This window comes from Streptomyces sp. NPDC036813 (genome assembly GCF_055609245.1).
On record NZ_JBVJPV010000018.1, the window covers coordinates 148129 to 173520 of the forward strand.

Genomic DNA, 25392 nt, shown 5'->3' on the forward strand with positions numbered 1-25392 from the left:
GGCGGACGCGGGGGCCTGCGGGTCGGCCGGCCTCCGGCCCGGGCCGCCCTGCGCTCACCCGGAGCGGCCGCGGCCGCCCACCCTCACCCGGGCCGCGGCCGCGGGGCATCGCCCGCGAAGGGCGCCCTACCGGTATCCGCCGTCCCGGCGGCGGCGCCGCAGCATCGCGTCGACCGAGAACAGGGGGGTGCCGGCCAGGACGAGCGGCAGCCAGGCCATCAGATAGGCCAGGTCGTTGCCGTAGTAGTAGGGGCTGGTCGCCCAGGAGACCGTGAGCCACAGGCTCAGGGAGATCAGGGCGCCGCCGAGGGCGGCGAGACGGCCCAGGAAGCCGAGCAGGACGCCGATGCCGACGGCGAGTTCACCGACGGCGATGGCGTAGCCGAAGCCGACGGGGCTCTTCAGAGCCAGGTCGACCAGCGCCGGGACGGCCGCCGAGTCGCGGACGGAGCGCATCGTGTCGCCTATGGAACCCGCGCCGGAGGCCTGCATGAAGGCGCTGTCCGTGAGCTTGTCGAGGCCCGCGTAGACGAAGGTGATGCCGAGGAAGAACCGGAGCGGGAGCAGGGCGTAGCGGGCGGCGGAATCCCGCCGGCCGGCCCCACGTCCGAGGTGGGGGGTGTGCGTTTCCGTGCGCATGCTGTGAGTCATCGCTGCCAGCCGCCTCTCGCCCGCCGGTGCCGTCACCCGACGATACGTACGGAAGCGGCGATCGGCTCAATTCCGGCGTGGAAAGGCGGCGGTGGCAAGGAACGGCGGCGGTGGAGAGGCGGTGATCGGCTCGGCTGCGGCGAAGGCCGGCGCGACCGCCGGGCGAGGGCGCGTCACTCCGTCACGTCGATCGTGTAGCGGTTGGTCTCCACGCCCGCCGCCGTGACCACCTGCACCTCCACCCGGCCGGGTTCGACGTCCGCCGGGACCGGCACCGTCAGGGCGGTGTCGGTGGGGTTGCTGAAGCCGCCGGTGACCGGGATCAGCGGCACATGCACATGGACGGCTCCGATACGGACCGTCATCCGCGACAGCCGGTCGGCGCTCTGTGCCCCGGGCGGGACGAACCCGGCGCCGCGGATCTCGATGTCGTCGCCCTGCCGGATCGGCCCGTCCAGGTCGCCGGCCTCCCGGGCCCGCACGACGGAGAGGATCACGGGCCGCCCGCCCTCGGCGTACTTGCCGGCCACATAGGTCGCCGCCGACACCAGCACCACCACCGCGAGCCCCCACGGCAGGTCCGGCAGCCGGTCGGGCCGCCGGGCCAGCCGTACCGCCGCGAAGACCAGGGCGACCGCGCTGATCGCGACGTACTGGAGGTCGGTGAAGGCGCCCCGGCCGCAGTCGTCGGTGAGCAGGTCGGCCGCGCGCGGCCGGTCCGCGCGGATCTTCTGCAGCCGCTGCCCGAGCACCCGCAGCGCCACCACGCGCCGCACCAGCACGGCGATCCCGCACACCACGGCGAGGACGGTCACCACGCCCGCGCCCCGGGCGAGTCCGAGGCCGGCGATCAGGGCGTCCCGCTCCCGGTGTCCGGACGCCGCGGCCAGCCGCCCGGCCAGCAGCAGCACGGCGTAGGCCACGAAGAGCACCCAGCAGGCGGCCACCGCACGCGAGGTCGACAGCCGGTTGTCCTCGCCGATCACGGGGGCCAGTACGCCGCCGCGCGCCCGGTGGAACCAGGCCGCCGTCGTCAGGACACCGGCGACGGTCATCGCCGCCAGCAGCCCGGCCGTGCGGGCTCCGCTCCAGCCCGCGCCGATCGCGGTCAGGGCCTGCGCCAGCAGCAGGACGACGACCGCCGCCCACACCGTGGACACGCTGCGGCGCCACGACCCGGCCAGCCAGGCCTCGCCCTCGGCGCGGCCGCGCTCGGCGACGAGCGCGGCGGACTGGGTGAGTTCCTCGGAGACCCACTGCCGGGAGGCCGACGCGGAGTGCGCCACGGCCGCCGGCAGCCCCTGTCCGGCGGCGTACTCGTCCCGCCTGCTCAGGAACGCGGCGACCGCGCGCCGATGTCCCTCGCGGGCCCCGTGCGGGCAGTCCCCGCAGGTGCAGCCGCCCTCGTGCGCGCCCGCCGGCGCGCCGCCTCTCGCCTCCTGCACCGCCACGTCGAGCCTGCCTTCCCCACGACCCTGTTGACCGGCGGCCTGGGTCGGCCTGCCGGCCGCCGACGGACAACTCCCCCGCGACGACAGCGCATTGTGCCCTACGCGACACGGTCCACGGCGCCAGGTCTGGTCAGCGCGGGTGAAGCCCGCCTCACCGTGTTGACCCGGCTGGGAGAATTCCCTTATGGCCGAGATCATCCAGCGCGCCGGGACCTGGGCCTTCGACGGCACCACGGTCAGGATCACGCCGGGCCTGCACCGCTCGGTGCCGCTGTTCCGGCAGACCTACGGGGAGATCGCCGTGCCGCTGGAGGCCGTCGCCGGGATCGTCTACGAGCCGGAGCGCAAGCGCGGCCGGCTCCGGCTGACCCTGCGCGAGGGCGCCGACCCCCTGTTGCAGGCGACGGGCGGCCGGCTGCCGGAGCCCGCCGATCCGTACCGGCTGGCCGTGGACCCGGACCGTTCCGGGGTGGCGGAGTACGTCGCCGAGGAGATCCGCCACGCGCTGCTGCTCGACCAGATCCCGAAGGAGCCCGCGCAGACCTATCTGCTGTCGGGGCCACCGGTGCCCGTGTCGGTGCGCGCCTCCGACGGCACGGTGTCCTTCGACGGGGCGCAGGTGCGCATCGACTGGGCCGACACCTCCGACCGGGTCAAACGCGCCACGGGCCCACGCATCATCGCCGTCGGCGACCTGGTGCAGGTGGAGTGGCTGCCGAACACCGGCTACGAGGACGGCTTCCTCAGGTTCGTCACCCGGGAGACGGCGTTCTCCAAGCTGCCGCCGGAGAAGGACCCCTACGCCCTGGACCTGTGGGGCAGCGCCCGCCGTGATCTGCTGACGGCGCTGGTGGCCGCCGCGGTCACCACGCGGCTGCCGCACCCCTCGACCCGCACGGCCCGCCCCCTGGCCGACGGCGACCGGCCGGGCGTCCCCCCGCAGCCGCCCGTGCCGCCGCCCGGCGACCATCACGACGTGCTGCTGCGCAGGCTGCGCGAGTTGGGCGAGCTGCACCGCAGCGGAGTGCTGACGGACGAGGAGTTCGCGATGACGAAGGCGTCGGTGCTGCGCGACTTCAGGTGAGCACAGGCGATGCCGGCGGCCTCAGGTGAGCAGGTCGGGCTCGCTGCGGCTGATGTCCTGCCACATCGGCTGGTAGTTGATCCACGCCACCAGATCGCCTCCGAGCTGTTCGCGCGTCGCCGTCGCCAGCTTGTGGTCGATGAGAACGGGCCGCCCGGCGGCCTTGGCGGCCAGCTGCACCTGGCAGGAGCGTTCCATGGTCACGAACCACCAGGCGGCGGCGTCCACCGAGTCCCCCACGGTCAGCAGCCCGTGGTTGCGCAGCACGAGCGCCTTGTGGGTGCCGAGCGCGGCGGCGATACGACGTCCCTCGTCGGCGTCGACGGCGACACCGGTGTAGGCGTTGTACAGCGCGTGGTCCTCGTAGAAGGCGCAGCTCTCCTGCGTGACGGGGTCGATCAGCTCGCCCAGGGCCGCGAGCGCGCGCCCGTGCACGGAGTGGCAGTGGGTGACGGCGACGACGTCGGGGCGGGCCGCGTGCACCTGGGCGTGGACGCTGAATGCGGCCTGGTTGACGTGGTAGCGGCCCTCGACGACCTGGCCGTCGGAGTTGGCGAGCACCAGGTCGCTGACGGTGACGTGGCGGAAGGACAGGCCGAACGGGTTGACCCAGAAGCAGTCGGTGAACTCGGGGTCGCGTGCGGTGATGTGCCCCGAGACGCCGTCCTCGTAGCCGAGCCGGCCGAAGATCCGCAGCGCGCCGGCCAGCCGCTCCTTGCGGTACCGGCGCTCGTCCTCGAGGGACTCGTGCTTGGGCGGCATCGCGAACCGCAGCCGGTCGGTGGGCAGGGGTGGGGGCGGAGTGGGCCCGGGCATTGGTCCTCCGGCACTCGGTTGCTGTACGGCGGGAAGTTACCGCCGGTCAGCCAAGGAGAACAGACCTTGCCGAAAGACGACAGAAGATGTCGCCTTTGAGTGTCAGACTCGCGGCATGACAGCGAACTGGGGTGTCTTCACCACCGCCGAGCCGGATCTCGTCAAGACCGTCGAGGAGCGCTTCCGCGCCTTCACGCACCACGTCCTCGTCACCTTGCGCAAGGACGGCTCGCCGCGCACCTCGGGGCTGGAGGTCGACTTCCGGCACGGCGAGCTGTGGCTGGGGATGATGCACGGCTCGCTCAAGGCGCGTGACCTGCACCGCGACCCGCGTTTCGCGCTCCAGGCGAACCCCGGGGACGGCACCGGGATGGGCGGCGGGGACGTACGGATCAGCGGCCGGGCGTACGAGGTGCCGGACGGCCCCGAGAAGTCCGCTTACACGGAAGAGGTGGAACCGCCGCAGCCGTTCCACCTCTTCCGCACCGAGCTGACCGAGGTCGTCAGGACCTCGGTGGAGGACGAGAAGTACCTCGTCGTCCAGGTCTGGAAGCCCGGTGAGCCCCTGCGCACGATCAAGCGCGCCTAGGCTCGCTCAAGCGGGGACTACTCCCACTCGATGGTCCCCGGCGGCTTGGAGGTCACGTCGAGGACGACGCGGTTGACGTCGCGCACCTCGTTGGTGATCCGCGTGGAGATCTTGGCGAGGACGTCGTACGGCAGCCGGGACCAGTCGGCGGTCATGGCGTCCTCGGAGGACACCGGGCGCAGCACGATCGGGTGGCCGTAGGTGCGGCCGTCGCCCTGGACGCCGACCGAGCGGACGTCCGCGAGCAGGACCACCGGGCACTGCCAGATGTCGCGGTCGAGGCCGGCCGCGCTCAGCTCCTCGCGGGCGATGGCGTCTGCCTCGCGCAGCAGGTCCAGGCGCTCCTTGGTGACCTCGCCGACGATACGGATGCCGAGGCCGGGGCCGGGGAACGGCTGGCGCTGGACGATCTCCTCCGGCAGGCCCAGCTCCTGGCCGACCATCCGGACCTCGTCCTTGAACAGCTTGCGCAGCGGCTCGATCAGCTTGAACTCGAGGTCCTCGGGCAGGCCGCCGACGTTGTGGTGCGACTTGATGTTGGCGGTGCCGGTGCCGCCGCCGGACTCGACCACGTCCGGGTACAGGGTGCCCTGGACCAGGAACTCCACGGCCGGGCCCTCGTCGGCGACGATCTCGGCCTGGGCCTGCTCGAAGACGCGGATGAACTCGCGGCCGATGATCTTCCGCTTCTCCTCGGGGTCGGTGACCCCCTTGAGCGCGGTGAGGAAGCGCTCCTCGGCGTCGACGACCTTCAGCTTGACGCCGGTCGCGGCGACGAAGTCCTTCTCGACCTGCTCGGTCTCGCCCTTGCGCATCAGGCCGTGGTCGACGTAGACGCAGGTCAGCTGGGAGCCGATGGCCTTCTGCACGAGGGCCGCGGCCACCGCGGAGTCGACGCCGCCGGACAGGCCGCAGATCGCGCGCTTGTCGCCGACCAGCTCACGGATCGCCTCGACCTGCTCGTCGATGACGTTGCCCGTGGTCCAGTTCGGCTCGAGGCCCGCACCGCGGTACAGGAAGTGCTCCAGCACCTGCTGGCCGTGCGTGGAGTGCATGACCTCGGGGTGGTACTGGACGCCGTAGAGCTTCTTGTCGTCGTTCTCGAAGGCGGCGACCGGGACGACGTCCGTGGAGGCCGTCACCGTGAAGCCCTCGGGGGCGGCGGAGCAGGCGTCACCGTGCGACATCCACACCGACTGCTCGGCCGGGGTGCCCTCGAAGAGCGTGGAGGAGGCGCGCGAGACGTGCAGCGGGGTGCGGCCGTACTCACGGGCGCCGCTGTTGTCGACGGTGCCGCCGAGCGCCTGCGCCATCAGCTGGAAGCCGTAGCACATGCCGAAGACGGGGACGCCGGACTCGAAGATCTCGCGGTCCAGGCGGGGGGCGCCCTCCTCGTACACGGACGAGGGGCCGCCGGAAAGGATGATCGCCGCCGGGTTCTTGGCGAGCATTTCGGCCACCGGCATGGTGCCGGGGACGATCTCGCTGTAGACCCGGGCCTCGCGGACGCGACGGGCGATGAGCTGGGCGTACTGCGCGCCGAAGTCGACGACCAGAACGGTGTCGGGGGCGGCGGCAGCGGGGGGCGCTGATGACACGGGAGCCTTCCGGCGGATCGGGCGGGGTCTCTGTGCTGGCCAATTCTACCGAGGTGGGCGCGGGGAGCGGCCCCCGCTACCCGGGGCGGGCCCGACAGTCGCGCATCTCACCATCCGGGCGATGTTGGACACCCCCGGCGGGCACGGCATACTGGGGCCATGCTCCAGCACCAGACCTTCGTCTTTACCTATGGCAACCGGCCCGCCGGCTGCCATGGTCGTGCTGCTTGAGCAACTGACAAGCGACTTCCCAGGCGCCCCGGGCCGACAAGGTCCGGGGCGCCTGGTGTTTTCCGGATCTTGCCGCTCCGGGGCACCCCGTCCGACGAGGAGCCCCCTATGACCGCCACCGCCCCCGACGTCACCGGCGCGCACACCACCGACGCCGCCGATGTGATCACCGGCGCCCGGGAGCGCATCGACGCGCTCGACGACCGGATCATCGGCCTGATCCAGGAACGCATGGCCGTCTCGGCCGTGATCCAGGAGGCCCGGATCACCTCCGGCGGCCGCCGGGTGAACCTTTCGCGCGAGATGGAGATCCTCGGCCGCTACCGGGACGCGCTCGGCAAGCCGGGCACCGCGCTCGCGATGACGATGCTCGAACTGTGCCGGGGTCGTATCTGAGTTCGCATCCGCTCTCACTCGTACGGAGCGTGACCGGCGCGGGGCCGCTTCGTTGGTACCGATGTCCGTGCCAGCCAGGGGCGGGCCCGAAAGAACCACGCGTGGCTCGCTGGAGCGATGAGACGTACGGATCGTGCCGTGCGTCGTGGGACCTCGCTCCAGGAAAGTGACCGGACGGCAGGGGACAGCAGCCCGGTCACCCAAGAGAACGGCCGGCCCCGGGGACGCCCGGGGCCGGCCGGCGGGAACCTGGAGACAGGAACCCGGATATATGCAAAATTTCATAAGGGCCGGGTCCGACGGTTGCGGGCGCCCACGTTCATCCAGCACGATGCCGGACAAGCACAAGTCCCCCCGTATCCACCCGTATTGCCGTGCACCGATGCGGTGCACGGCCGTCATTGCCACAGGCAGAGACCAGCGGCGCAACCCCCCGGCGCCGCTTCCCCGAGGCACCGGCGCTGCCCTGACGTCGGTGCTGACGCAGAAGGGCCCCGCGGCGAGCTCCCGCGGGGCCCTTCCGTCGTGCCGTCCCTCAGAGTCGTGCCGTCCCTCAGAATCGTGCCGTCCCTCAGATCCTGGTGACCGTCCCGCAGCCCCCCGGCCGGTTCGGGTCCAGCTCCTTGCTGCGGTCGTACGGGTCCGTCGCCGGTCCGCTCGGCGGGGCGCCCGTGGGCGCGGCCGAGCCGAACTGCGGGTGCAGATAGCCGTCGTGGACCTCGCAGGCCGAGTTGCCGACCTCCTGGTCGTACCGGGTCACCGCGATTCTGCCGGGGGTGACCCGGTACCGGTTCGGGTCGTACAGGTCGATGTCGAGGACCCGGCGGACGACGGTTCGCGTCACCTCGGTCGAGCCGTCGACGCGGACCAGCGGATAGACGAAGGTGTAGTCGGCGTGGATGCGGACGCCGCCGTGTTCCCCGGGCCCGACGGTCGTCCTGCCGCGCGTCTTGACCACCGTGCCGACGAACCGGACGTCACCGGGCGCGAAGCGGGTGAACAGCAACAACGGGTCGTGATCCCTGTCCGGCCGGCGCAGCGACGCGTCCAGCCGTGTCAGCAGCTCGGTCTGCCGGGGCTCGATCACGGACAGCGCCTCGGAGGGCCGCTCGCCGCGCAGGGTCGCCGGGTCGAGGTTGCCGTCGACGAGCAGGGTCCTGGTCTGCTCCAGCGCCCTCGCCACCTGCGCCTTGGAGTGCACACCGACGGCCCGGGCGGCGGGCAGCACGATGCCGGCCTCGCCGTCGGTCCACCGCTCGGCCGGAGACCCCGCGAACGGGCGGTCGAGGGTCGGGCGGTCGGGGGCGGCGGACTCCGCGGCGGTCGGGCGCGCGGTCTCCGGCGGCAGCGGGGGTGCGCCGGCGGCCTGCGCCGAGCCGGTGTGGAAGGGGTCGCCGGGCAGCAGCGACGGCTTCATCGCGACGACGGCCACGGCGGCCGCGACGGGTATGCCGAGCAGCGCCCACAGCCGGCGGCGCCGGGCGGCCCTGCCGTCCGCCTCCCGCCACGCGGGGCCGGTGCGCCACCCCACGGGCAGGCCGGTCGCGCCGCGGGCGGCGGCGGACGCCTCCTTCGGTGCGGAGGCACGGATGTCGAGTTCGCTGTCGCGGACGAACTTCTCCCACACGTCGTCGGGAACGCGGGAGGTCTCGCCGTCTGAGGGCTTGTCAGGCACGGGGCACAGTTGTACGGCGTACGGCGACACGGCCACAAGGCGCCCCCACCTGTGACGCAGCCCACATAAAAGGGCCGTGAAGACGGCACAACCATTCACAGGCTTCACGGATCCAACCTGCTGAACCCAGGGCCACATCCGCGCCGTCACGCGGAGCCCTCCCAGACGGACTCCTTGAGGTCTTCATGAAGCTTCGCCGTGCCATGGCCACCGCGGCCGCAACGGCAGTGATAGCCCCGCTGGCGCTGCTCTCGGCGCCGGCGGCGTTCGCGGAAGGTGAGGAGACGCCCGCGGCCGCCTCCTCCAGCCCGGCCGACTCCGCCTCGCAGAGCGCGTCCTCGTCCGCGTCGGAGTCGGCGTCGGCGAGCGCGAGCGCCTCGACGTCCGCGTCGGCCTCCGCTTCGCAGAGCCAGAGCACCTCGCCCTCGGCCTCCGCCTCCACCTCCGCCCCCGCCTCCACGAAGCCGTCGCCGTCCGCTTCCGAGAGCACCGATCCCGGTGACGGCGACGAGCCGGCCGAGTGCGAGGACTCGAAGGTCGACGTCAGCATCAGCGGCCTGCCCGGCAAGATCGCCGCGGGCAGCGGCTGGCACAAGTTCTCGCTGGACGTGACGAACAACTCCAAGTCCACGCTGCAGGACCTCGCCTACTTCGCCGGCGCGTCCTCCGACAAGGCGGGCGACAACCTCTTCAAGACGGGCCAGGTGCAGCTGCAGGCCTGGGACCCGGACTCCAAGTCCTGGGGCGACCTGAACGAGGACGGCTACGCGGTCGGCTTCGTCGGCTACACCGACGAGCTGAAGCCCGACTACGAGGTCGACATCCCGATGCGCCTCAACGTGAAGGCGTCCGCCCCGGTGGGCTCCGGCTTCACGCTCGGCGCGACGATCTACGGCGACAGCGACGCGCAGTGCACCGGCTTCGGTGACGTGGCGTACAAGTTCCAGATCGTGGCGGCCAACACCGACACCGACGGCACCAAGCCGCAGGAAGGCGGCGAGGCCCCCGTCACGGACAAGAAGCCGACCGGCAACACGCCGAAGGTCAACGGCAGCCTCGCCGAGACCGGCTCCAGCTCCGCCCTGCCGATGATCGGCCTGGTCGGCGGTGCCGCCGTCGTCGCCGGTGCCGGCGCGATCGTCGTGGTCCGCCGCCGCAAGGGTGCCGCGACCGCGTAACACCACCGCACACGATGTGAGGGACCTGCGCTCGGAGGGGGGCGCAGGTCCCTTCGTCGTACGGCGGGGTCACTTCTTGGGCGGCACCGCCGGTCACTTCTTGGGCGGCACCGCCGGAATGCCCAGGAACGGCAGGCGCAGCGCGCCGAACGCGTCGGCGGGGACCGCCGGGGTCTTCGGCTCGACCGGCTTCAGGCGCTCGTAGCCCGCTCCCTGCGCGGGGCGCGGGTCGGCCTCGCCCTTGTTGGGCCAGTACGACATCGCCCGCTCGGCCTGGGCGGTGATGGTCAGCGACGGATTGACGCCCAGGTTCGCGGAGACCGCGGCGCCGTCCACCACCGAGATGCCTGGGTGGCCGTACAGCCGGTGGTAGGGGTCGATCACGCCGGTCTCGGGCGAGTCGCCGATCGGGCAGCCGCCGAGGAAGTGCGCGGTGAGCGGGGTGCCCATCAGCTCGCCGACGTTGGACCCGGCGAAGCCGTTGATCTCGGCGGCGAGCGCGGTGGCGCCCTCGGTCGCGGCCTTGATCTGCTTGGGGTTGGGCGAGCCGTGGCCCTGCCGCGCGGTCAGCAGCCCCTTGCCCACACCGTCGGGCTTCAGATACGTCGTCAGCGAGTTGTCCAGGGACTGCATCACCAGGCCGATGATGGTCCGCTCCGACCACTTCCGGTTGGACAGGGAGCGCAGCACCAGCATCGGGTGCCGGGCGGCGTTGGCGAGCCAGGCGGCGACGCGGGAGCTGCCCTCGGCGTAGGGGACCTGGAGGATGGACAGGCTGCCCATCGAGTTGGAGCCCTTGCCGTAGCGGACCGGCTCGATGTGGGTGTTCTCGTCGGGGTGGATGGAGGAGGTGATGGCGACCCCGCGGGTGAAGTCGGCCCGTGTGTCGCCGGTGGCCTTGCGGTAGCGCCGGTCGTCGGTCTGCGCGCCGACCAGCGCCTCGGAGTTGGTGCGGGTCAGCTCGCCCAGCCGCGGCGAGAGATAGGGCAGGTTGCCGCTCGCCTTCATCCGGTGCAGCAGGGTCTGGGTGCCGTAGGTGCCTGCGGCGAGGACGACCCGGCGCGCGGTGAAGGTGCGGCCCCGGCCCTTCTTCTTGTTGTCGGTCGGCAGGGTGGCGACCGCGTATCCGCCGCGGGAGTCGTCCGTGACGGAGACGACCGTGGTCATGGGGTGGACGACCGCGCCCGCCTTCTCGGCGAGGTACAGATAGTTCTCGTTCAGCGTGTTCTTCGCGCCGTGCCGGCAGCCCGTCATGCACTCGCCGCACTCGATGCAGGACCGCCGGGACGGGCCCGCGCCGCCGAAGTACGGGTCGGCGACCTGCCGGCCGGGCTCCGCCTTCGCCGTGCCGTCGGCGTCCTCGCCGTCACCGAAGAACACGCCGACCGGTGCCATGTGGAAGGTGTCGCCGCAGCCCATCCGCTCCGCCGCCGCCTTCAGGTGCACGTCGGAGGGGGTCATGGTCGGGTTCAGCCGCACCCCGAGCATGCGCTGCGCCTGGTCGTAGTACGGCGCCAGCTCCTCCTTCCAGTCGGTGATGTGCCGCCACTGCGGGTCGTCGAAGAAGGGCTTCGGCGGGACGTAGAGGGTGTTGGCGTAGTTGAGGGAGCCGCCGCCGACGCCCGCGCCCGCCAGCACCATCACGTTGCCGAGCAGGTGGATGCGCTGGATGCCGTACAGGCCGAGCTTGGGTGCCCACAGGTAGTTCTTCAGGTCCCAGCTGTTCTTCGGCAGGCTCTCCCGGGTGAAGCGGCGGCCGGCTTCCAGGACGCCGACGCGGTAGCCCTTCTCGGTGAGCCTGAGGGCGGTGACGGAACCGCCGAAGCCGGAACCGACCACGAGGACGTCGTAGTCGTACCCGTCCTCGTCCCGGGCCTGGACGGACTTCTCCTGCGACACGTGCTCTCCTCGTCGAGAACGGTGGGTCAAGAACGGGCGGGCTAGCGGAGGCGGAACGCCTTCATCAGCTTCAGGCTGCGGCTCATGAACGCCGCGTACTGCTCGTCGGTCATGCCCAGGGACGGGGCCATCGGCAGGAGCCGCTGGTGGGCGACCGTCTGGGCCTCGGTGTACTTGAGGATGCCCTCGGAGCCGTGCCGGCGGCCGAGGCCGGAGTCCTTCATGCCGCCCATCGGGGACTGCACGCTGCCGTAGGCGGGGGCGTAGCCCTCGTTGATGTTGACGGTGCCGGTGCGCAGCCGGGCGGCGACGGCGCGGCCACGCCGGGCGTCCTTGGTCCACACGGAGGAGTTCAGGCCGTACGGGGTGCCGTTGGCCCGCTCGATCGCCTCGTCCTCGGAGCGGAAGCGGTAGATCGACACGACCGGGCCGAAGGTCTCCTCGGTGCACACGGACATCGGTTCGGTGACGCCGTCGAGGATGGTCGGCTCGAAGAAGTACGGGCCGATGTCCGGGCGGGCCACCCCGCCGGCGACGACCGTCGCGCCCTTGGCGACGGCCTCCTCCACATGCCGCTCGACGGTCTTCAGCTGCCGCTCCCCGACCAGGGAGCCCATGTCGGCGCCGTAGGCGAGGGAGGTGCCGAGGCGCATGGCCTTCGTCCGGGCGGCGAAGCGCTCCAGGAAGGCGTCCGCGATCGACTCGTGGACGTAGAGCCGCTCGATGGAGATGCACAGCTGACCGGCGGAGGAGAAGCAGCCGCGCACCGCGCCCGCGGCGGCCTTGTCGAGGTCGGCGTCCGCCAGCACCAGCATGGCGTTCTTGCCGCCGAGTTCCAGCGAGACACCGACCAGGCGGGCGGCGGCGCGCTCGGCGACCTCGCGGCCGGTGCGGGTGGAGCCGGTGAAGGAGACGTAGTCGGCGTGCCGGACGACCTCCGGGCCGATCACCGGGCCGTCGCCGATGACCACCTGGAAGACCTCGGCCGGCAGCCCCGCCTCGATGAGCAGGTCGCGGGCCCACAGCGCGGTCAGGCAGGTCTCGGTGTCGGGCTTCATGACGACCGCGTTGCCCGCGACGAACGCCGGGAGCGCGTCGCCGACGGACAGCTCCAGCGGGTAGTTCCAGGGGGCGATCTGGCCGACGACACCGCGCGGGTGGCGCAGCTCGGTGACCTTGGTCAAGGTCGGCACGGCACCGGTGTGCCGCTTGGGCCTGAGGTACGCGGGGGCCTTGCGGCCGTAGTGGCGGGCGGCGACAGCGACCGCCTGCACCTCCTCGTGGGCGTGCAGCCGGGCCTTGCCGGTCTCCAGCTGGATCAGGTCCAGCACCTCGGCCTGCCGGGCGAGGACCAGGTCGTGGAAGCGCAGCAGGACGGCGGCGCGCTGCCGCACCGGGACCTGCGCCCACACGGCCTGCGCGGCGCGGGCGGCCTCGAAGGCCTGCTCCACGTCCTCGGGGGTGGATTCGGGCAGGTCGGCCAGCTTCTGACCGGTGAACGGCGTGTGATTGGCGGTCCGGCCGGAGCCGGCCACGCCCTTGGTGAGCTGGGCGACCAGTTCGGGGGTGACCACGTCGGCGGCGGTGCGGGCGCCCTGAGGTGCGGGGGCGAGGGGGTTGGTGCCGGTCTTGGCCGGTGCCTGCGCGTCCGTCATGGGCGCAGGGTATGCCGCGACGGAGCCTTTGTGTACCCGTCGGTAACGGGGATTCACCGACTGCTCACACCCCGCCAGCGATCGCTGGCAACAAATGCGCTGATCAGGGCGTTGGGGCGGCGTTGCGGGACTCTCCCGGACCGGACCCGAGCTTCAGGCGATCCCGGGCCCCCTTGAACAGCGCCGTGCCGTCGTGCTCCTGCGCCGTGCCCTTCGGCATGTCGACGCGCAGCTCGTACAGCCGCCCGTCGCCGGTACGCACGAAGAGCTGCAGCACCCGCACCCGCCGGCCGTCCGGGCCGTAGGCGGTGTCGGCGTAGGCGGCCTCGTTCCCGTCGAGGCTGGTCCCGGTGAGCTGCGTGCGTGCGTCGCCGTACTGCTCCCGCCAGGTGCGCTCCGCCTCCCGCGCCCGCTCCATCGGGGCCCCGGGAGCCCTGTCCCACTCGGCCAGGCGCAGCTGTACGGCTCCGCCGGCGCCGTACACCACCAGGCGCGGCCGGTCCCCGCCGCCGCTCTGCCGGGCCGTTCGGCGGTAGCCGTCGGGCAGCACGAGCACGGCGTCCAGCTCCGGCTCCGCGTGCGCGACCCAGGTGTTCCCGGTGGAGGCGGCGGGCGCAGGCGCATAGGTGCCATGGAACTCGGTGGCCCCGCCGGAGCCCTGGCCGAGGTAGGCGGACACGCCGAACCAGACACCGCCGGCGGCGAGGGCGGCGAGCGCGGCGAGGAGGACGGGGCGGCGGGGAGTGGGGCGGCGGGGAGTGGAGGACTCCGCGGGGGGCGGGGCCGGGATGCGCTCCTCGGGTCCGGGTTCGCCGCCCGGCTCCCGTGTTCGCTCGTCCTCCTGAGACGGCGTCGGTTCGGGCGCGGGTTCCTGCTCGGGCACCTCACCTCCCCCGGCCGCCGCCAGCGCCTGCGCCGTCTCCTCGGGGCCGGGCCGCCGCTCGGGCTCGCGCTCCAGCAGGCGTACGAGGAGAGGGGCGAGCGGGCCGGCCCGCTTCGGTCCGGGCACGTCCGAGGTGAGGATCGCGGCGAGCGTGGACTCCACCGTCGTACGGCGGAAGGGCGACCAGCCCTCCACGGCCGCGTACAGCAGCACGCCCAGCGACCACAGGTCGGAGGCGGGACCGGCGCCGCGGCCCGACATCCGCTCCGGGGCGACGAACTCCAGCGAGCCGACGAACTCACCGGTGCCGGTGAGGGATTCCTCGCCCTGGACGTGCGCGATGCCGAAGTCGGTGAGGACCACCCGGCCATGGGTGCCGAGCAGCACGTTGGCCGGTTTCACGTCACGGTGCACGATGCCCACGGAGTGCGCGGCGCGCAGCGCGCCGAGGACGGCGCCGCCCATCCGCGCGACCTCGGCCGGCGGCAGCGGGCCGCGCCGCAGCAGGTCCTCCAGCGACTCGCCGCGCACCAACTCCATGACGATCCACGGCAGTCCGTCCTCGACCACCACGTCGTGGATGGCGACCGCGGAAGGGTGGTCGACGCGGGCCGCGGCCCGGGCCTCGCGGTAGAGGCGGTGCGCGGCGCGCCGGTGACTCTCGTCCTCGGGATCACCGGGCAGCCGGGGCTGCTTCACGGCGACGTCGCGGTCCACCTTCTGGTCGTGCGCCCGCCACACGGTTCCCATGCCGCCGGAGCCGATGCGCTCGACGAGCCGGTAGCGTCCGCCGACGAGCCGGTCCCGCCCGTCTGCCACGGCCCCCTCGTTGCTCATCCCCCATGCCTACCGCGCCGCACGCCGCCTTGTCGACGCACGCTCGGGGAGAGCGGGCTCACGGCTTGTCGACGTCGAGGTTGGCGATCGCCACGCGCGCCACCTCGCGGCCCCGTGCCGTGAAGTCGCCCTTGCCCGGGTAGCTGACGGTCAGCTTGTACATGTCGCCGGACTGCGTGCGGTAGTAGAAGATCTGCACCTCGCGCGGGCGCGGGTGCTGGCTGTCGTTGGTGGTGTAGGTGAGGGTGTTGTGGGCGGCCTCGCGGCCGTGGAAGGTCTGGTTACCCTCCGGCCTGGTCGTCGGACCGGACGGCATCTCCAGGTCGTACTCGCCGTTCTGCTTGAACTCGCCGTCGTCGGCGTACATCTGGGCGGTCGAGGAGTCGGCGATCTTCCCGCTGCTGTCCTCGGACTTCTTCTCCAGTGACAGCCCGATCCAGATGCTGCCGCTGAGGTCGGTGTACGTCACCCAGTGGCCCTGGTCGTTCTTCGCGTCGGGCAGGGCGCGCGCGTACTGCCCGGGGAACGCGACCGTCGCGCGCAGCGCGCTCTCGTGCCGTGTCTTCCACCCGTCGGGCAGCGGCCCGGCGAACGGGTCGGCGAGCACCAGGTAGGCCGCGACGGCGGCGGCGACCAGGACGGCGCCGAGGCCCAGCCATACCTTGCGGCCGAGTCTCAGGCCACGCCCTCCGCGGTCGACGTACCGCACGGCCTGCGTCGGCTGCGGCGCGGGCGGCTCGGCGGCCGCCTTGAGCAGGGCACGGACCTGGGCGGCGGACGGGCGGTGCGCCGGGTCCTTGTGGAGCAGTCCGTTGATGGCCTCGGCGAGCGGGCCCGACGCGGAAGCGGGCGGAGCCGGCGTGGCGTTGAGGACGGACTGCAGGGTGGCGGGTGTGTTGCTGCGGCGGAACGGTGAGACGCCCTCTGTCGCCGCGTACAGCACCACGCCGAGCGACCACAGGTCGGAGGCGGGACCGGGGCGCTGCCCGAGCACCCGCTCCGGCGCGATGTACTCGGGCGAGCCGACGAAACCGCCGGTGTCGGTCAGCTGGGTCTCGCCCTCGATCTGGGCGATCCCGAAGTCGGTGAGGACGATCCGGTCGTACCGGCCGAGCAGGATGTTGTCCGGCTTGACGTCCCGGTGCAGGATGCCCGCCGCGTGCGCGGCCTCCAGCGCGCCGAGCACCTCCAGTCCGATCCGCGCGGCCTCGCGCGCGTCGAGCGTGCCCTCTTGCAGGGCGGCGCCGAGCGAGCGGCCCTGCACCAGCTCCATCACGATCCACGGCCGGCCGTCGACCACGGCCACGTCGTGCACGTCGACGACCGCCGGATGGTCCAGCCGGGCCGCCGCGCGCGCCTCGCGGCGCATCCGCTCGAAGGCGTTGTCCCGTTCCCGGTCGGGCAGGTGGTCGGGAACGCGGGGCTCCTTGACCGCGACCTCCCGGTCCACCGTCTCGTCCTTGGCCCGCCACACCGTGCCCATGCCGCCGTGGCCGAGCTTGGCGAGCAGCCGGTAACGGCCGGCGATGAGCCGCCCGGCGCCCGGCTCGCCCTGCGCGGGCAGCGGCCGGGCCCCCGGGGCGGGCGGCGCCTGGGCCGGGGCCGCTGCCGGGTCGGGCGGCTGCAGGACAAAGCTGGTTGTTTCGTCGGCCCCGTGGCCGGCGCCCCCGTTGCTGCTCATGAAACCATCCATACCGTGTGCGGCGCCCCCGCTCCACCGGGAAACGCAAGTGGTCACAGACCCGTGACCGTTCGGGACCGGGTGCGCTCAGGAACGCGTGAAGGTGTCCACGGCCACGTCGAAGTACTCCCGCGCCTCGCGGACCTTCCCGACCGGCGCCGACACCCACACGTCGTACATCCGGCCGCCCTCCTCCCAGCACAGGTCGTAGGTGTGCCGGGCGCCCTCCGCGGCGGTGAAGCCGTTCCAGGTGAACTCCCACAGCGCGGCGGGCTGTCCGCCGTGCGTGGTCTCGGTGACGGTGCCGGAGTGGTAACCGGGGTTGGTGTCGGCGCCCTTGGCGGCCTGGCGGTGCATCACGGCGAGGGGGCCGCCGGGTTCGGGATCGGACACCTTCACGCCGAGGCGGAAGGAGTCGTCCGGCGAGAGGTAGAACACCCGCTCGCCCTGCGGCCGGCGGACGAAACCGACGGGCACGGCGAGCCGGAAACCGGCCGGGTCGTCGGCGATCCGGTAGCCGGACGGCGCGACGGGCCGGGCCCCGTCTCCGGTGGCCTGGGAACCGGTGGCGGAAGAGCCGGTGCCGGTGCCGGTGGATCCGGCGCCGGTCGGAGCCGGGTTCGGGGAGCGGGTGACCGTGACCGTGGCGGCGGGTGCCGTCACCGGGGAGCTCGCCCGGCCGGGAACCACCGGGGTGCCGCCCTTGTCGCCGCCCTGCATCAGCAGCGCCGCCGCGGACACGCCCGCACCGGCCATCGCCGCGACGAGGAACGCGGCCACCAGCGTGCTCCGCGTGGAGCGTTCGGGCGCCCGCCCCTGATCGGCCGGGGCACCGGAACGCGGCAGGTCGGCATGGGTGGGCGGGTAGCCGGCCCCGGCCCGCGCGGTGGCGTCCCGGGCCGGATCGGGCGTACCCCCGGACGCGCCCGGCTCCGGACCCCAGCCGGGTGGCAAGGGCGCCGCCCCGGAACCCGTCCCCGCGCCCGGCACCGACCCGGGCGTGAACCCCGCGTCCGTCCCCGGAAAGGCCCCGGGCCCGGATCCCGCGCCCGGGGCGGCCCCTGACCCGAACCCCGAACCCGGAACAGTCCCCGGCCGGAACCCCGGACCCGGAACCGCCCCCGGCCCGAATCCCGCGCCGGCACCCGCACCCGCACCCGTGTCCGCGCCCAGGTCCGGCAGGGACCCGGTGTCGCGGAAGGCGCGCAGCAGACGCTCGGCCTGGGTCGCGTCCAGCCGTCGCTCCGGGTCGCGCTCCAGCAGCCCGCGTACGACAGGCAGCAGCGGCGCGGCCTGCTCCGGCGTACGGATGTCGTCGACCACGACGGCGTGCAGGATGCCGCCCAGCGAGTCGCGCCGGAAGGGCGACTCGCCGCTGAGGATCGTGCACAGCAGGGCGCCCAGCGACCACAGGTCGGAGGCGGGCCCGGTGGCGGTGCCGGACATCCGCTCGGGTGCGGTGTACTCCGGCGAGCCGACGAAGGACCCGGTCTCGGTCAGCGTGGTGGCGCCCGCGACCTGGGCGATCCCGAAGTCGGTGAGGACGACGCGGTCGGTGCCGGCCTCGATCAGGACGTTCGCCGGTTTCAGGTCCCGGTGCAGCACCCCGGCGGCGTGCGCCGCGCTCAGCGCGCCCAGCAGGGCCACGCCGATCCGCGCGGCCTCGGCGGGGTCGACCGGCCCGCCGCGCGCGATCCGGTCGGCGAGCGTCCCGCCGTCGACCAGCTCCATCACGAGATACGGCCGCCGGCCGTCGTCGACGACGTCGTGGACGACGACGATGTTCGGGTGCCTCAGTTGCGCGACCGCGCGGGCCTCGCGCAGCGTCCGGTCCCGCTGCGCCCGCGCCTGCTCGGCCGAGAGGGTCTCGTCGAGCGCGATCTCCTTCACCGCGACCCTCCGGCCCAGCAGCTGGTCGGTCGCCTGCCACACGATGCCCATGCCGCCCCGGCCAAGCCGTGCGTCGAGCCGGTAACGGCCCGCGATCACACGGGCATCCTCCCCCTCGGTCCCCATGCGCCCCATCATGCCGCACCGGACGGCCCCGCTCCGGGCGCCGATCGGCCAAGAGGGCCCCGCGGGGGCTACGCGGAGACCTTCTCCTGCCAGCTGCGCAGGATCGCCTTGAACTGCGCTTGCGTGGTGGCCCAGTCCTCCGCCGGTCCCGACAGGAGCAACGCGTACTCGGTGCCGTCGTCACCGATGTAGACCTCGTCGACGGCTCTGCGCGGGCCGGGGAACGCGGTGTCCTTGGCGAGCGCGGTGAAGGTGTACTCCCACAGCGAGGCCCGGTGGTCCCGGTAGGTGACGACCTCGAGCTTGCGCTGCCGGTAGTCGACGAGCCGGTGCAGCTGCTTGTCCAGGGACAGCTGGTGCTGGTACGGGTCGTTGAAGTCCGGGTCGGTGTCGATGGCGACGCGCAGGAAGTGGTTGCCGTCGTCGGGTGTGTAGTCGATCTGGGTCAGGCCGTCCTTGTCGCTGAACAGCTGCCGCTTCCAGCCCTTGGGCAGGGCGAGGCCGAAGCCCCTGGGGTCGCTGATCTGCTGCCAGTCGTCGGGGACCGAGCCCTGGTCACCACCGGTGTCCTTGGTGCTCGGCGGCGACGAGGTGACGGCCGGTCCGGCGTTGCCACCGCGGCCGTGGCCCCACTGCTGGAGCACCACCGCACTGCCCGCGCCGACGATCGCGGCGAGGGCGACGACGAGCGCGACGGTGCGCCCGCGGCGGCGCCGGGGCGGGGCGGGCGGCACCTGCGCGGGTCCGACCGCCGTCGGACCGGTCACCGGGCCGTGCGGCGCCACCGGGGTGTTGTAGGCGGACGCCGTGGAGAAGCCGGCGCCGGTCCGGTAGCCGGAGCCGGTGTGGTGACCGGCCCCCGTGGCGTTGCCGGAACCGGTGTGATGACCCGAGGCCGTGTGATGACCGGAGCCCGTGTCGTACGGCGACCTCTGGCCGCCGTGCTGAGTCGGCACATACGCCTGGGCCGCGCTGGGCCGGCGGCCCTCCGCCGCCTCCGCGAGCATCTGCTCGGCCTCGGCGACGCCGGGCCGGGTGGCCGGATCCTTGCGCAGCAGTGCGGAGATGACGGGCGCGAGCGGGCCGGCGTATCCGGGCTGGTCGGCCTCCTCCTCGACGACGGCCTGCATGGTGGACAGCGGCGAGGTGCGCCGGAACGGCGAGCGGCCCTCCACCGCCGTGTACAGCGTCGCGCCCAGCGCCCACAGGTCGGAGGCCGGGCCCGGGTCGTGGCCGCGCACCCGTTCGGGGGCGAGGTAGTCGACCGATCCGACGACCTCGCCGGTGCGGGTGATGGTGGTGTCGCCCTCGATCTGGGCGATGCCGAAGTCGGTGAGCAGGACGCGGCCGTCGTGGGAGAGCAGCACGTTGCCGGGCTTGACGTCACGGTGCAGGACGCCCGCGGTGTGCGCGGCGCGCAGCGCGCGCAGCACCCACATCCCGATCCGCGCGGCCTCGGCGGGCTGGATACGGCCCTGCTCCTTGACGGCGTCGGCGAGCGAGTGCCCCTCGACCAGCTCCATCACGATCCACGGGCGGCCGTCGTGCTCCAGCACGTCGTGCACGGTGACGACGGCGGAGTGGTTGATGCGCGCGGCGGCACGTGCCTCGGCGCGGGTGCGCGCGAGCAGGACCTGCTGGTCGCTGTCGGAGACGTAGAGCGCCGCGGTCAGCTCCTTGATCGCGACGGCGCGGTGCAACAGCTCGTCGTGCGCGCGCCACACACGGCCCATACCGCCGCTGCCGATGGAATCGGCGAGCCGGTAGCGGCCCGCGAGGAGCAGGCCCTGCATCTGATTCACGTTGCCCCGCAATGCTCTTGACAGGGTCAGGGTAAAGACAGCCCGGCGTCCGGGGAACCAGCGGGGTGCCACGGTGACCGCACTGTGACGGTTGTCGCTTTGCGTGACCACGGGCAACCCGGTGGACTGCTGATGCGTACGCCCCCTTTTGTACGGCCCGTCTGTGCGGGTTGGTCAGCCCGTGTACTGGTAACTGCCCGACGCCTGCTCGTACAACCGCGTCACCTCGTCCCGTTCGGCCTCCGGGCCGCGCACCTGCACGACGTGGTAGCGCCCGCCGACCAGGAGTGCCAGGTTGCGCACGTACAGTTCACGGCCGTCGGCGCCGGTCCAGGTGAACTGGCCCTCCGCCATGGTCCGTCCGCCGACCTGGATCGTCTTCAGGCCGGTGGCGGTCGCCCAGGAGGAGTCCCGGTAGGGCTGCAGCTCCGGCTCCCTCTCCCGCTGATACGCCATCGGATCGCCGCCGTAGCCGGCCGCGCTGTCCCGGCCGGGGACGACGATCAGCGTGAAGTCACCGTGGGTGTAAGTCACCTGGCCGCGGCCGTTGCCCGGGGTGCGCTGCCAGCCGTCGGCGACGGCGACACGGAAACCGGCCGGATCCTTACGCAGCGTGAACCCGTCGGCGATGTCGGGACCGGTGGTCTGCGCGTGCGTGGAACCGGCCGACGCCGCCGGACCGTTGCCGTCCTGGGTGCCGTCCTGGGTGCCGGGCGAGGTCTGCTCGGGGCGTGGCGCGCTGCTCGCGTCCGGCTCCTGGGACGCCGACCCGGCCGCCCCGGTCCGGTCGGCGCCCCGGTCCTCGGCACCGCCGGACTTCGGCAGGAAGAACATGGCGTACGCGATCGCCGCCGCCAGCACCAGCAGGATCAGCAGAAGCAGGGTCCGGCCGAGGCTGCGCGGCGAACGCTCCTTCGACGCGGCCCGCTTGTGCCGGCCGTGCGGGGCGGGCAGCCCGGCGCGCCGCCTGCGCACCAGTTCGCCCCGGCGCCGCACGACGGGCAGCTTGCCGGGGTCCACGGGCGGCGCCGCCACGACGTGCACTCCGGCCTCCGGCTCGGGCGCGGACCGCACCAGGGAGCGCAGCCAGCCGCTCAGCTCCTCGAAGTCGATGCGTTCGGTCGGGTCCTGACGCAGCAGCGACTCCACGACCGGGCGCAGCGCGCCGCACTCCTCGGCGAAGGCGGGCGGCTCGGCGCACACCATCTGCACCAGCTCGGCCGTCGACTCCTCCGGATACGGCGCGTGCCCCTGGACGGCACGGAAGAGCAGCGCGCCGAGCGCCCACAGGTCGGTCGCGGGGCCGATGGGCGCGGCCAACTGCCAGTTCTCGTGCACCGGCCCGGCCTGCTCCGGCGCCCACCGCTCGGTCACCGCGCCCACCACCGTCATCCGCGCCTGCCGCGCCCGCTCGGCGGCGAGCGCGGTGCGCGGGCCCCGGGGGGCGGGGGCGGCGACGGCGGGGTCGCCCCAGGAAGCGGGCCCGGGGTGGGGGTCGGCTGGGGCGGCCTCGGGGGTGTGCGGTGCGGTGCCGCGCACGCCGTAGGGGTCGCCGATCCGGCCCGGCGCCGCGGTGCCGGGCCGCTCCAGCGCTTGACGCCCCGGGGCGTACGGCGACTGCGGGACGCCGGGGGCGGCGAGTTCCGCCTCGGCCGGCGGGCGGGCGCCGGGCAGGGCTACGCGGCCGTTGTGCGTGCTGTGCTGCGCCTCCTGCACCCGGGCCGCCGCCCGCGCGCCCGCCCGGTACGCGGCGATCGCGCCGGCCCTTGCGGCCCGCACGTCCTCGGCGCCGTCGGCGCCCGCCGGGCGGGGAAGCGCGGCCGGCCCGGTGCCCGTCGGCGGGCCACCGGCGGTCGGCAGTCCGCCGGCGGCGCGGGCCTGGATGGCGGCCCGCCGCGCGGTCTCGGCGTCCGGCACGACACCGGTGTCCTCGGCTCGCCCGGGCGGGGGGACACGGCCGGCGCCACCGGCATGGTCTTCCGCATCGCCCTGCCCGGCGTCGGTCTCCTCCTGCAGCTCGGGCGGCACCGGGTCGTACCCGCACAGCGCTTCCTCGGCCGCGCCGACCGCGAGGCCGGTGAGCATGACACGGCCGTCGTCGCAGACCAGGACGGTACGGGCGGTGATGTTGCGGTGCACCCAGCCGTGCGCGTGCAGCACCCGGAGCGCCATCAGCACGTCGGAGGCGACCTCGGCCGCCCGGTACGGCGTCAGCGGCTGCTGGGCCAGCAGCGCGGCCAGCGGTCGCGCTGCCACCAGCTCACTGACGATCCACAGCGAACCGCCCTCCGCGAACACGTCGAAGACCTGGTCCAGCCGCGGATGGTCGGGTATCCGCGCCGCGGCCTGCACGGCCTCCACCGCCCGCCGCACCACGGGGTCGGCGGGACGCCGCACATCCGGGCCCGCGCCCCGCCCGGCGCCCCGGCGCTCACGCGGGGTGAACCCGGCGGGCAGCCCCTCGGCGTCCAGCACCTCCGCCTCGACGACCTCCGGCAACGGCACCTGGCGGATGAGCACTTCCTGCCCGCTGTAGGTGTCGAACGCCCGGGTCTCGGTGAGTTCGTACGCGTCGGACGGCGGCAGCGGCAGGCGGTAGCGGTCGGCGAGGACCCGTCCCGCGTAGTCGTCCACGTTGCCTCCCCCGGCCGCCCGGTTGGTCAGATCCGTTCGCCACGCGTCCCGTTGCGGGCATCCCCTCCGATGCGTACGGTCCGCAAGCACTCACGATACGTGCCGGAGGCAACCCACAAAGAGGGGTTGCCCGATCTGAATCGACGAACGCCCTCGATCGGAGAACGTCCTCGATCGGCGAACGCGCGGGCGGCAGGCGTCACTTCTTCGGCTGGAACGTCTCCGTCAGCGTCTGCCAGGTCCGCCGGCGCAGGTCCCCGTCCCAGTCGGCGGCCTTCGCCGTGTACATCAGCGCGTACCCCTGCCGGTCGTTCACCACGAAACCCCGGTCGACCGTCCGGTACTGGGTGCCGCCGTCCGCGTAGGTGAACTCCCAGTCGGCCGCGTTCCAGTTCCGGAAGCCCACCTTCTCTATCCGGATCTTCTTGTACTGGGAACGCACCATGTCGCGCTCCTGGTTCCGCCAGTCGGCGACCGGGTCGTCCTTCGGCGTCGAGGTCCAGGCCACCAGCAGCTTCTGCCCGCCCGGGCCGGTGAAGCGGTCCCCCGCCGAGCCCGTGGACTGGAACGCCCACCCGGCGGGCAGCCCGATCGTGTAGCCCTGACCGCCCTGGTGCGTACTCGTCACCGGCGCACCGCCCGAAGGGGCCGAGCCGGCCGTGCCACCGGACGGGCTCGGGCCCGCGCCGGGCGCGCTCGCGCCACCCGCGGCCGACGTCGCCGAGGACGCCCGGGGCGAGGAGGAACCGTCCGCGCCGGTCGCGCCCCCCTTGTCCTGCTTGGCGCCCGCGCCCCCGCTCGCCACGGCCCCGGACGGCCGCGCCCCCTGCGCACCCTTGTCGTCGCTGTCGTCCCCGCTCAGCGCGAACGCCAGCACGGTGCCGAGCACGGCGAGCGCCGCGACCACCGCGATGATCACCAGCGTGCGCTTCGGCACCACATCGGTGAGCGGCGCCCGGGGCACCGGCCGCGGCGACAGGTCGAGGTCCGGCGGCGGCACCACGTTCCACCCGCCACCGGTGCGGCCCTTGGTGGCACCGGCCGCGACCTCGCCGGCCGCCGTGGACGCGGACGATGTCGTCTTGGTGCCGTCCGCCGGCGCCCCGGAGGCGGCACGGTCACCGGACGCGGCACGCGTCGCCGCGCCGGAGGTGCCGGCCGCGGCCTTGCGCACCGAACGCAGCGCCCCGCGCAGCCGCTCCGCCGCCTCCTCGCCCCGCTTGCTCCCGGGCCCGGCCGGCTGCGGCGGCAACGGCACGACCTTCGTCGCGTCCGCCGCCGGCTCCGGCCCGGCCTCCGTGGCGTCGGGGGCGTTGATCACGGCCTTGAGCATCACGCGGGCACCCGCGTCGTCCAGCCGCTGCGCCGGGTCCTTGGTGAGCAGGCCGTAGATGACGTCCTTGAGCGGCCCGGCGTTCTTCGGCTCCTCCAGCGGCTCGGTCATCACCGCGGTCAGGGTGGCGATCGCCGACCCCTTGTCGTAGGGCGGGGTGCCCTCCACCGCCGCGTACAGCAGCCCGCCGAGGGACCACAGGTCGGCCGCCGGTCCGGGCTTGTGCCCGCGTGCCCGCTCCGGGGAGATGTAGGAGGGCGCGCCGACGAGCATGCCGGTGGAGGTGATGGACGGGTCACCCTCCACCTGGGCGATACCGAAGTCGGTGAGCACGACCCGGCCGTCCTCCGCGATCAGCACGTTGGACGGCTTCACGTCACGGTGCAGGATGCCCTCGCGGTGGGCCGAGCGCAGCACGTCGAGGACGGCGAGCCCGACCTCCGCCGCACGCCGGGGCTCCAGCAGGCCGTCCTCGCGGATGACCTCGGCGAGGGACTTGCCCTCGACCAGCTCCATCACGATCCAGGGCCGGTCGTCCTCCTGGACCACGTCGAAGACGGTCACCGCGCTGGTGTTGCGGATCCGGGCGATCGCCTTGGCCTCGCGCAGGGTCCGCGTGATGAGCCGGCGCTTCTCCTCCTCGTCGATGTTCGAGGGGAAGCGCAGCTCCTTGACCGCGACCGTCCGCCCGAGGGTCTCGTCCGTGGCCCGCCACACGGTGCCCATGCCACCGCGGCCGAGCACACCCTCAAGCCGGTACCGCCCGGCGAGGAGACGCTCGCTCCTGTCCTGACGAGAGTCCTGACGAGTGTCCTGACGAGATGTCCCCGCCCGCTCCGCCTCCGACATGCGTCCCCTCAAACCAACCCGCCCTGACAGAGCCTCCATTGTCCCTCACCCGACAAGTGCCCTACGCACCCAGGGTGCCCCACGCACGCGGACCGCCCGCCGGCCCCGCCACCAGGCGGCGAAGCCGCCGCCAC

Annotated in this window: 17 protein-coding genes; 4 read left to right on the forward strand and 13 right to left on the reverse strand. The window is 73.4% G+C overall.

Features of this window, described 5'->3' with window-relative positions; all coding sequences use genetic code 11:
- Positions 1 to 126: 126 nt before the first annotated feature.
- Together ACZ67Q_RS32125 and ACZ67Q_RS32130 are read right to left on the reverse strand one after the other, a co-directional pair.
- On the reverse strand, positions 127 to 651 hold the full coding sequence (locus tag ACZ67Q_RS32125) for a DoxX family protein (protein WP_471189387.1): 525 nt from the start codon (positions 649 to 651) through the stop codon (positions 127 to 129).
- A gap of 173 nt (positions 652 to 824) precedes the next feature.
- Positions 825 to 2102 (reverse strand): hypothetical protein, encoded by a 1278-nt coding sequence (locus tag ACZ67Q_RS32130; protein WP_471189389.1) that lies wholly within the window; start codon positions 2100 to 2102, stop codon positions 825 to 827.
- Positions 2103 to 2286: 184 nt separating this feature from the next.
- Between ACZ67Q_RS32130 and ACZ67Q_RS32135 the strand changes: the two genes are divergently transcribed.
- Entirely contained in the window at positions 2287 to 3186 is a 900-nt protein-coding gene (locus ACZ67Q_RS32135; RefSeq protein WP_471189390.1) for a DUF4429 domain-containing protein, read from the forward strand.
- A gap of 21 nt (positions 3187 to 3207) precedes the next feature.
- On the opposite strand, the gene ACZ67Q_RS32140 is transcribed toward ACZ67Q_RS32135, so the two are convergent.
- Complete coding sequence (locus ACZ67Q_RS32140) at positions 3208 to 4002, reverse strand: class II aldolase/adducin family protein (RefSeq protein WP_471189392.1); 795 nt, start codon at positions 4000 to 4002, stop codon at positions 3208 to 3210.
- A 115-nt stretch (positions 4003 to 4117) separates the two neighbouring features.
- Between ACZ67Q_RS32140 and ACZ67Q_RS32145 the strand changes: the two genes are divergently transcribed.
- Positions 4118 to 4591, forward strand: coding sequence for a pyridoxamine 5'-phosphate oxidase family protein (locus ACZ67Q_RS32145; RefSeq protein WP_471189394.1), 474 nt, complete (start codon positions 4118 to 4120; stop codon positions 4589 to 4591).
- A gap of 17 nt (positions 4592 to 4608) precedes the next feature.
- Here ACZ67Q_RS32145 and guaA read toward each other — a convergent pair whose 3' ends face one another.
- On the reverse strand, positions 4609 to 6189 hold the full coding sequence (gene guaA / locus ACZ67Q_RS32150; protein WP_471189396.1) for a glutamine-hydrolyzing GMP synthase: 1581 nt from the start codon (positions 6187 to 6189) through the stop codon (positions 4609 to 4611).
- 339 nt (positions 6190 to 6528) lie between these two features.
- Between guaA and ACZ67Q_RS32155 the strand changes: the two genes are divergently transcribed.
- Positions 6529 to 6816 (forward strand): chorismate mutase, encoded by a 288-nt coding sequence (locus ACZ67Q_RS32155; RefSeq protein WP_471189397.1) that lies wholly within the window; start codon positions 6529 to 6531, stop codon positions 6814 to 6816.
- 571 nt (positions 6817 to 7387) lie between these two features.
- Here ACZ67Q_RS32155 and ACZ67Q_RS32160 read toward each other — a convergent pair.
- Positions 7388 to 8491 carry a hypothetical protein gene (locus ACZ67Q_RS32160; RefSeq protein ID WP_471189398.1) on the reverse strand — a complete coding sequence of 368 codons (1104 nt, stop codon included), beginning with the start codon at positions 8489 to 8491 and terminating at the stop codon, positions 7388 to 7390.
- A 185-nt stretch (positions 8492 to 8676) separates the two neighbouring features.
- Here ACZ67Q_RS32160 and ACZ67Q_RS32165 point away from each other — a divergent pair, with 185 nt between their 5' ends.
- Positions 8677 to 9669 (forward strand): LAETG motif-containing sortase-dependent surface protein, encoded by a 993-nt coding sequence (locus ACZ67Q_RS32165; protein ID WP_471189400.1) that lies wholly within the window; start codon positions 8677 to 8679, stop codon positions 9667 to 9669.
- Positions 9670 to 9762: 93 nt separating this feature from the next.
- On the opposite strand, the gene ACZ67Q_RS32170 is transcribed toward ACZ67Q_RS32165, so the two are convergent.
- The 8 genes from ACZ67Q_RS32170 to ACZ67Q_RS32205 all read right to left on the reverse strand — a co-directional run bounded on the left by ACZ67Q_RS32170 (position 9763) and on the right by ACZ67Q_RS32205 (position 25258).
- On the reverse strand, positions 9763 to 11568 hold the full coding sequence (locus ACZ67Q_RS32170) for a GMC oxidoreductase (protein ID WP_471189401.1): 1806 nt from the start codon (positions 11566 to 11568) through the stop codon (positions 9763 to 9765).
- A 41-nt stretch (positions 11569 to 11609) separates the two neighbouring features.
- Positions 11610 to 13223 (reverse strand): succinic semialdehyde dehydrogenase, encoded by a 1614-nt coding sequence (locus tag ACZ67Q_RS32175; protein WP_471189403.1) that lies wholly within the window; start codon positions 13221 to 13223, stop codon positions 11610 to 11612.
- A gap of 103 nt (positions 13224 to 13326) precedes the next feature.
- Complete coding sequence (locus ACZ67Q_RS32180) at positions 13327 to 14943, reverse strand: serine/threonine-protein kinase (RefSeq protein ID WP_471189404.1); 1617 nt, start codon at positions 14941 to 14943, stop codon at positions 13327 to 13329.
- 58 nt (positions 14944 to 15001) lie between these two features.
- Positions 15002 to 16624, reverse strand: a complete 1623-nt coding sequence (locus tag ACZ67Q_RS32185) for a serine/threonine-protein kinase (protein ID WP_471189406.1) — start codon at positions 16622 to 16624, stop codon at positions 15002 to 15004.
- 87 nt (positions 16625 to 16711) lie between these two features.
- Positions 16712 to 18640 (reverse strand): serine/threonine-protein kinase, encoded by a 1929-nt coding sequence (locus ACZ67Q_RS32190; protein WP_471189407.1) that lies wholly within the window; start codon positions 18638 to 18640, stop codon positions 16712 to 16714.
- A 68-nt stretch (positions 18641 to 18708) separates the two neighbouring features.
- Complete coding sequence (locus ACZ67Q_RS32195) at positions 18709 to 20433, reverse strand: serine/threonine-protein kinase (protein WP_471189409.1); 1725 nt, start codon at positions 20431 to 20433, stop codon at positions 18709 to 18711.
- Between the two features lie 183 nt (positions 20434 to 20616).
- Complete coding sequence (locus tag ACZ67Q_RS32200) at positions 20617 to 23076, reverse strand: protein kinase (protein WP_471189411.1); 2460 nt, start codon at positions 23074 to 23076, stop codon at positions 20617 to 20619.
- Positions 23077 to 23275: 199 nt separating this feature from the next.
- Positions 23276 to 25258 (reverse strand): serine/threonine-protein kinase, encoded by a 1983-nt coding sequence (locus ACZ67Q_RS32205; RefSeq protein WP_471189412.1) that lies wholly within the window; start codon positions 25256 to 25258, stop codon positions 23276 to 23278.
- Positions 25259 to 25392 lie beyond the last annotated feature (134 nt).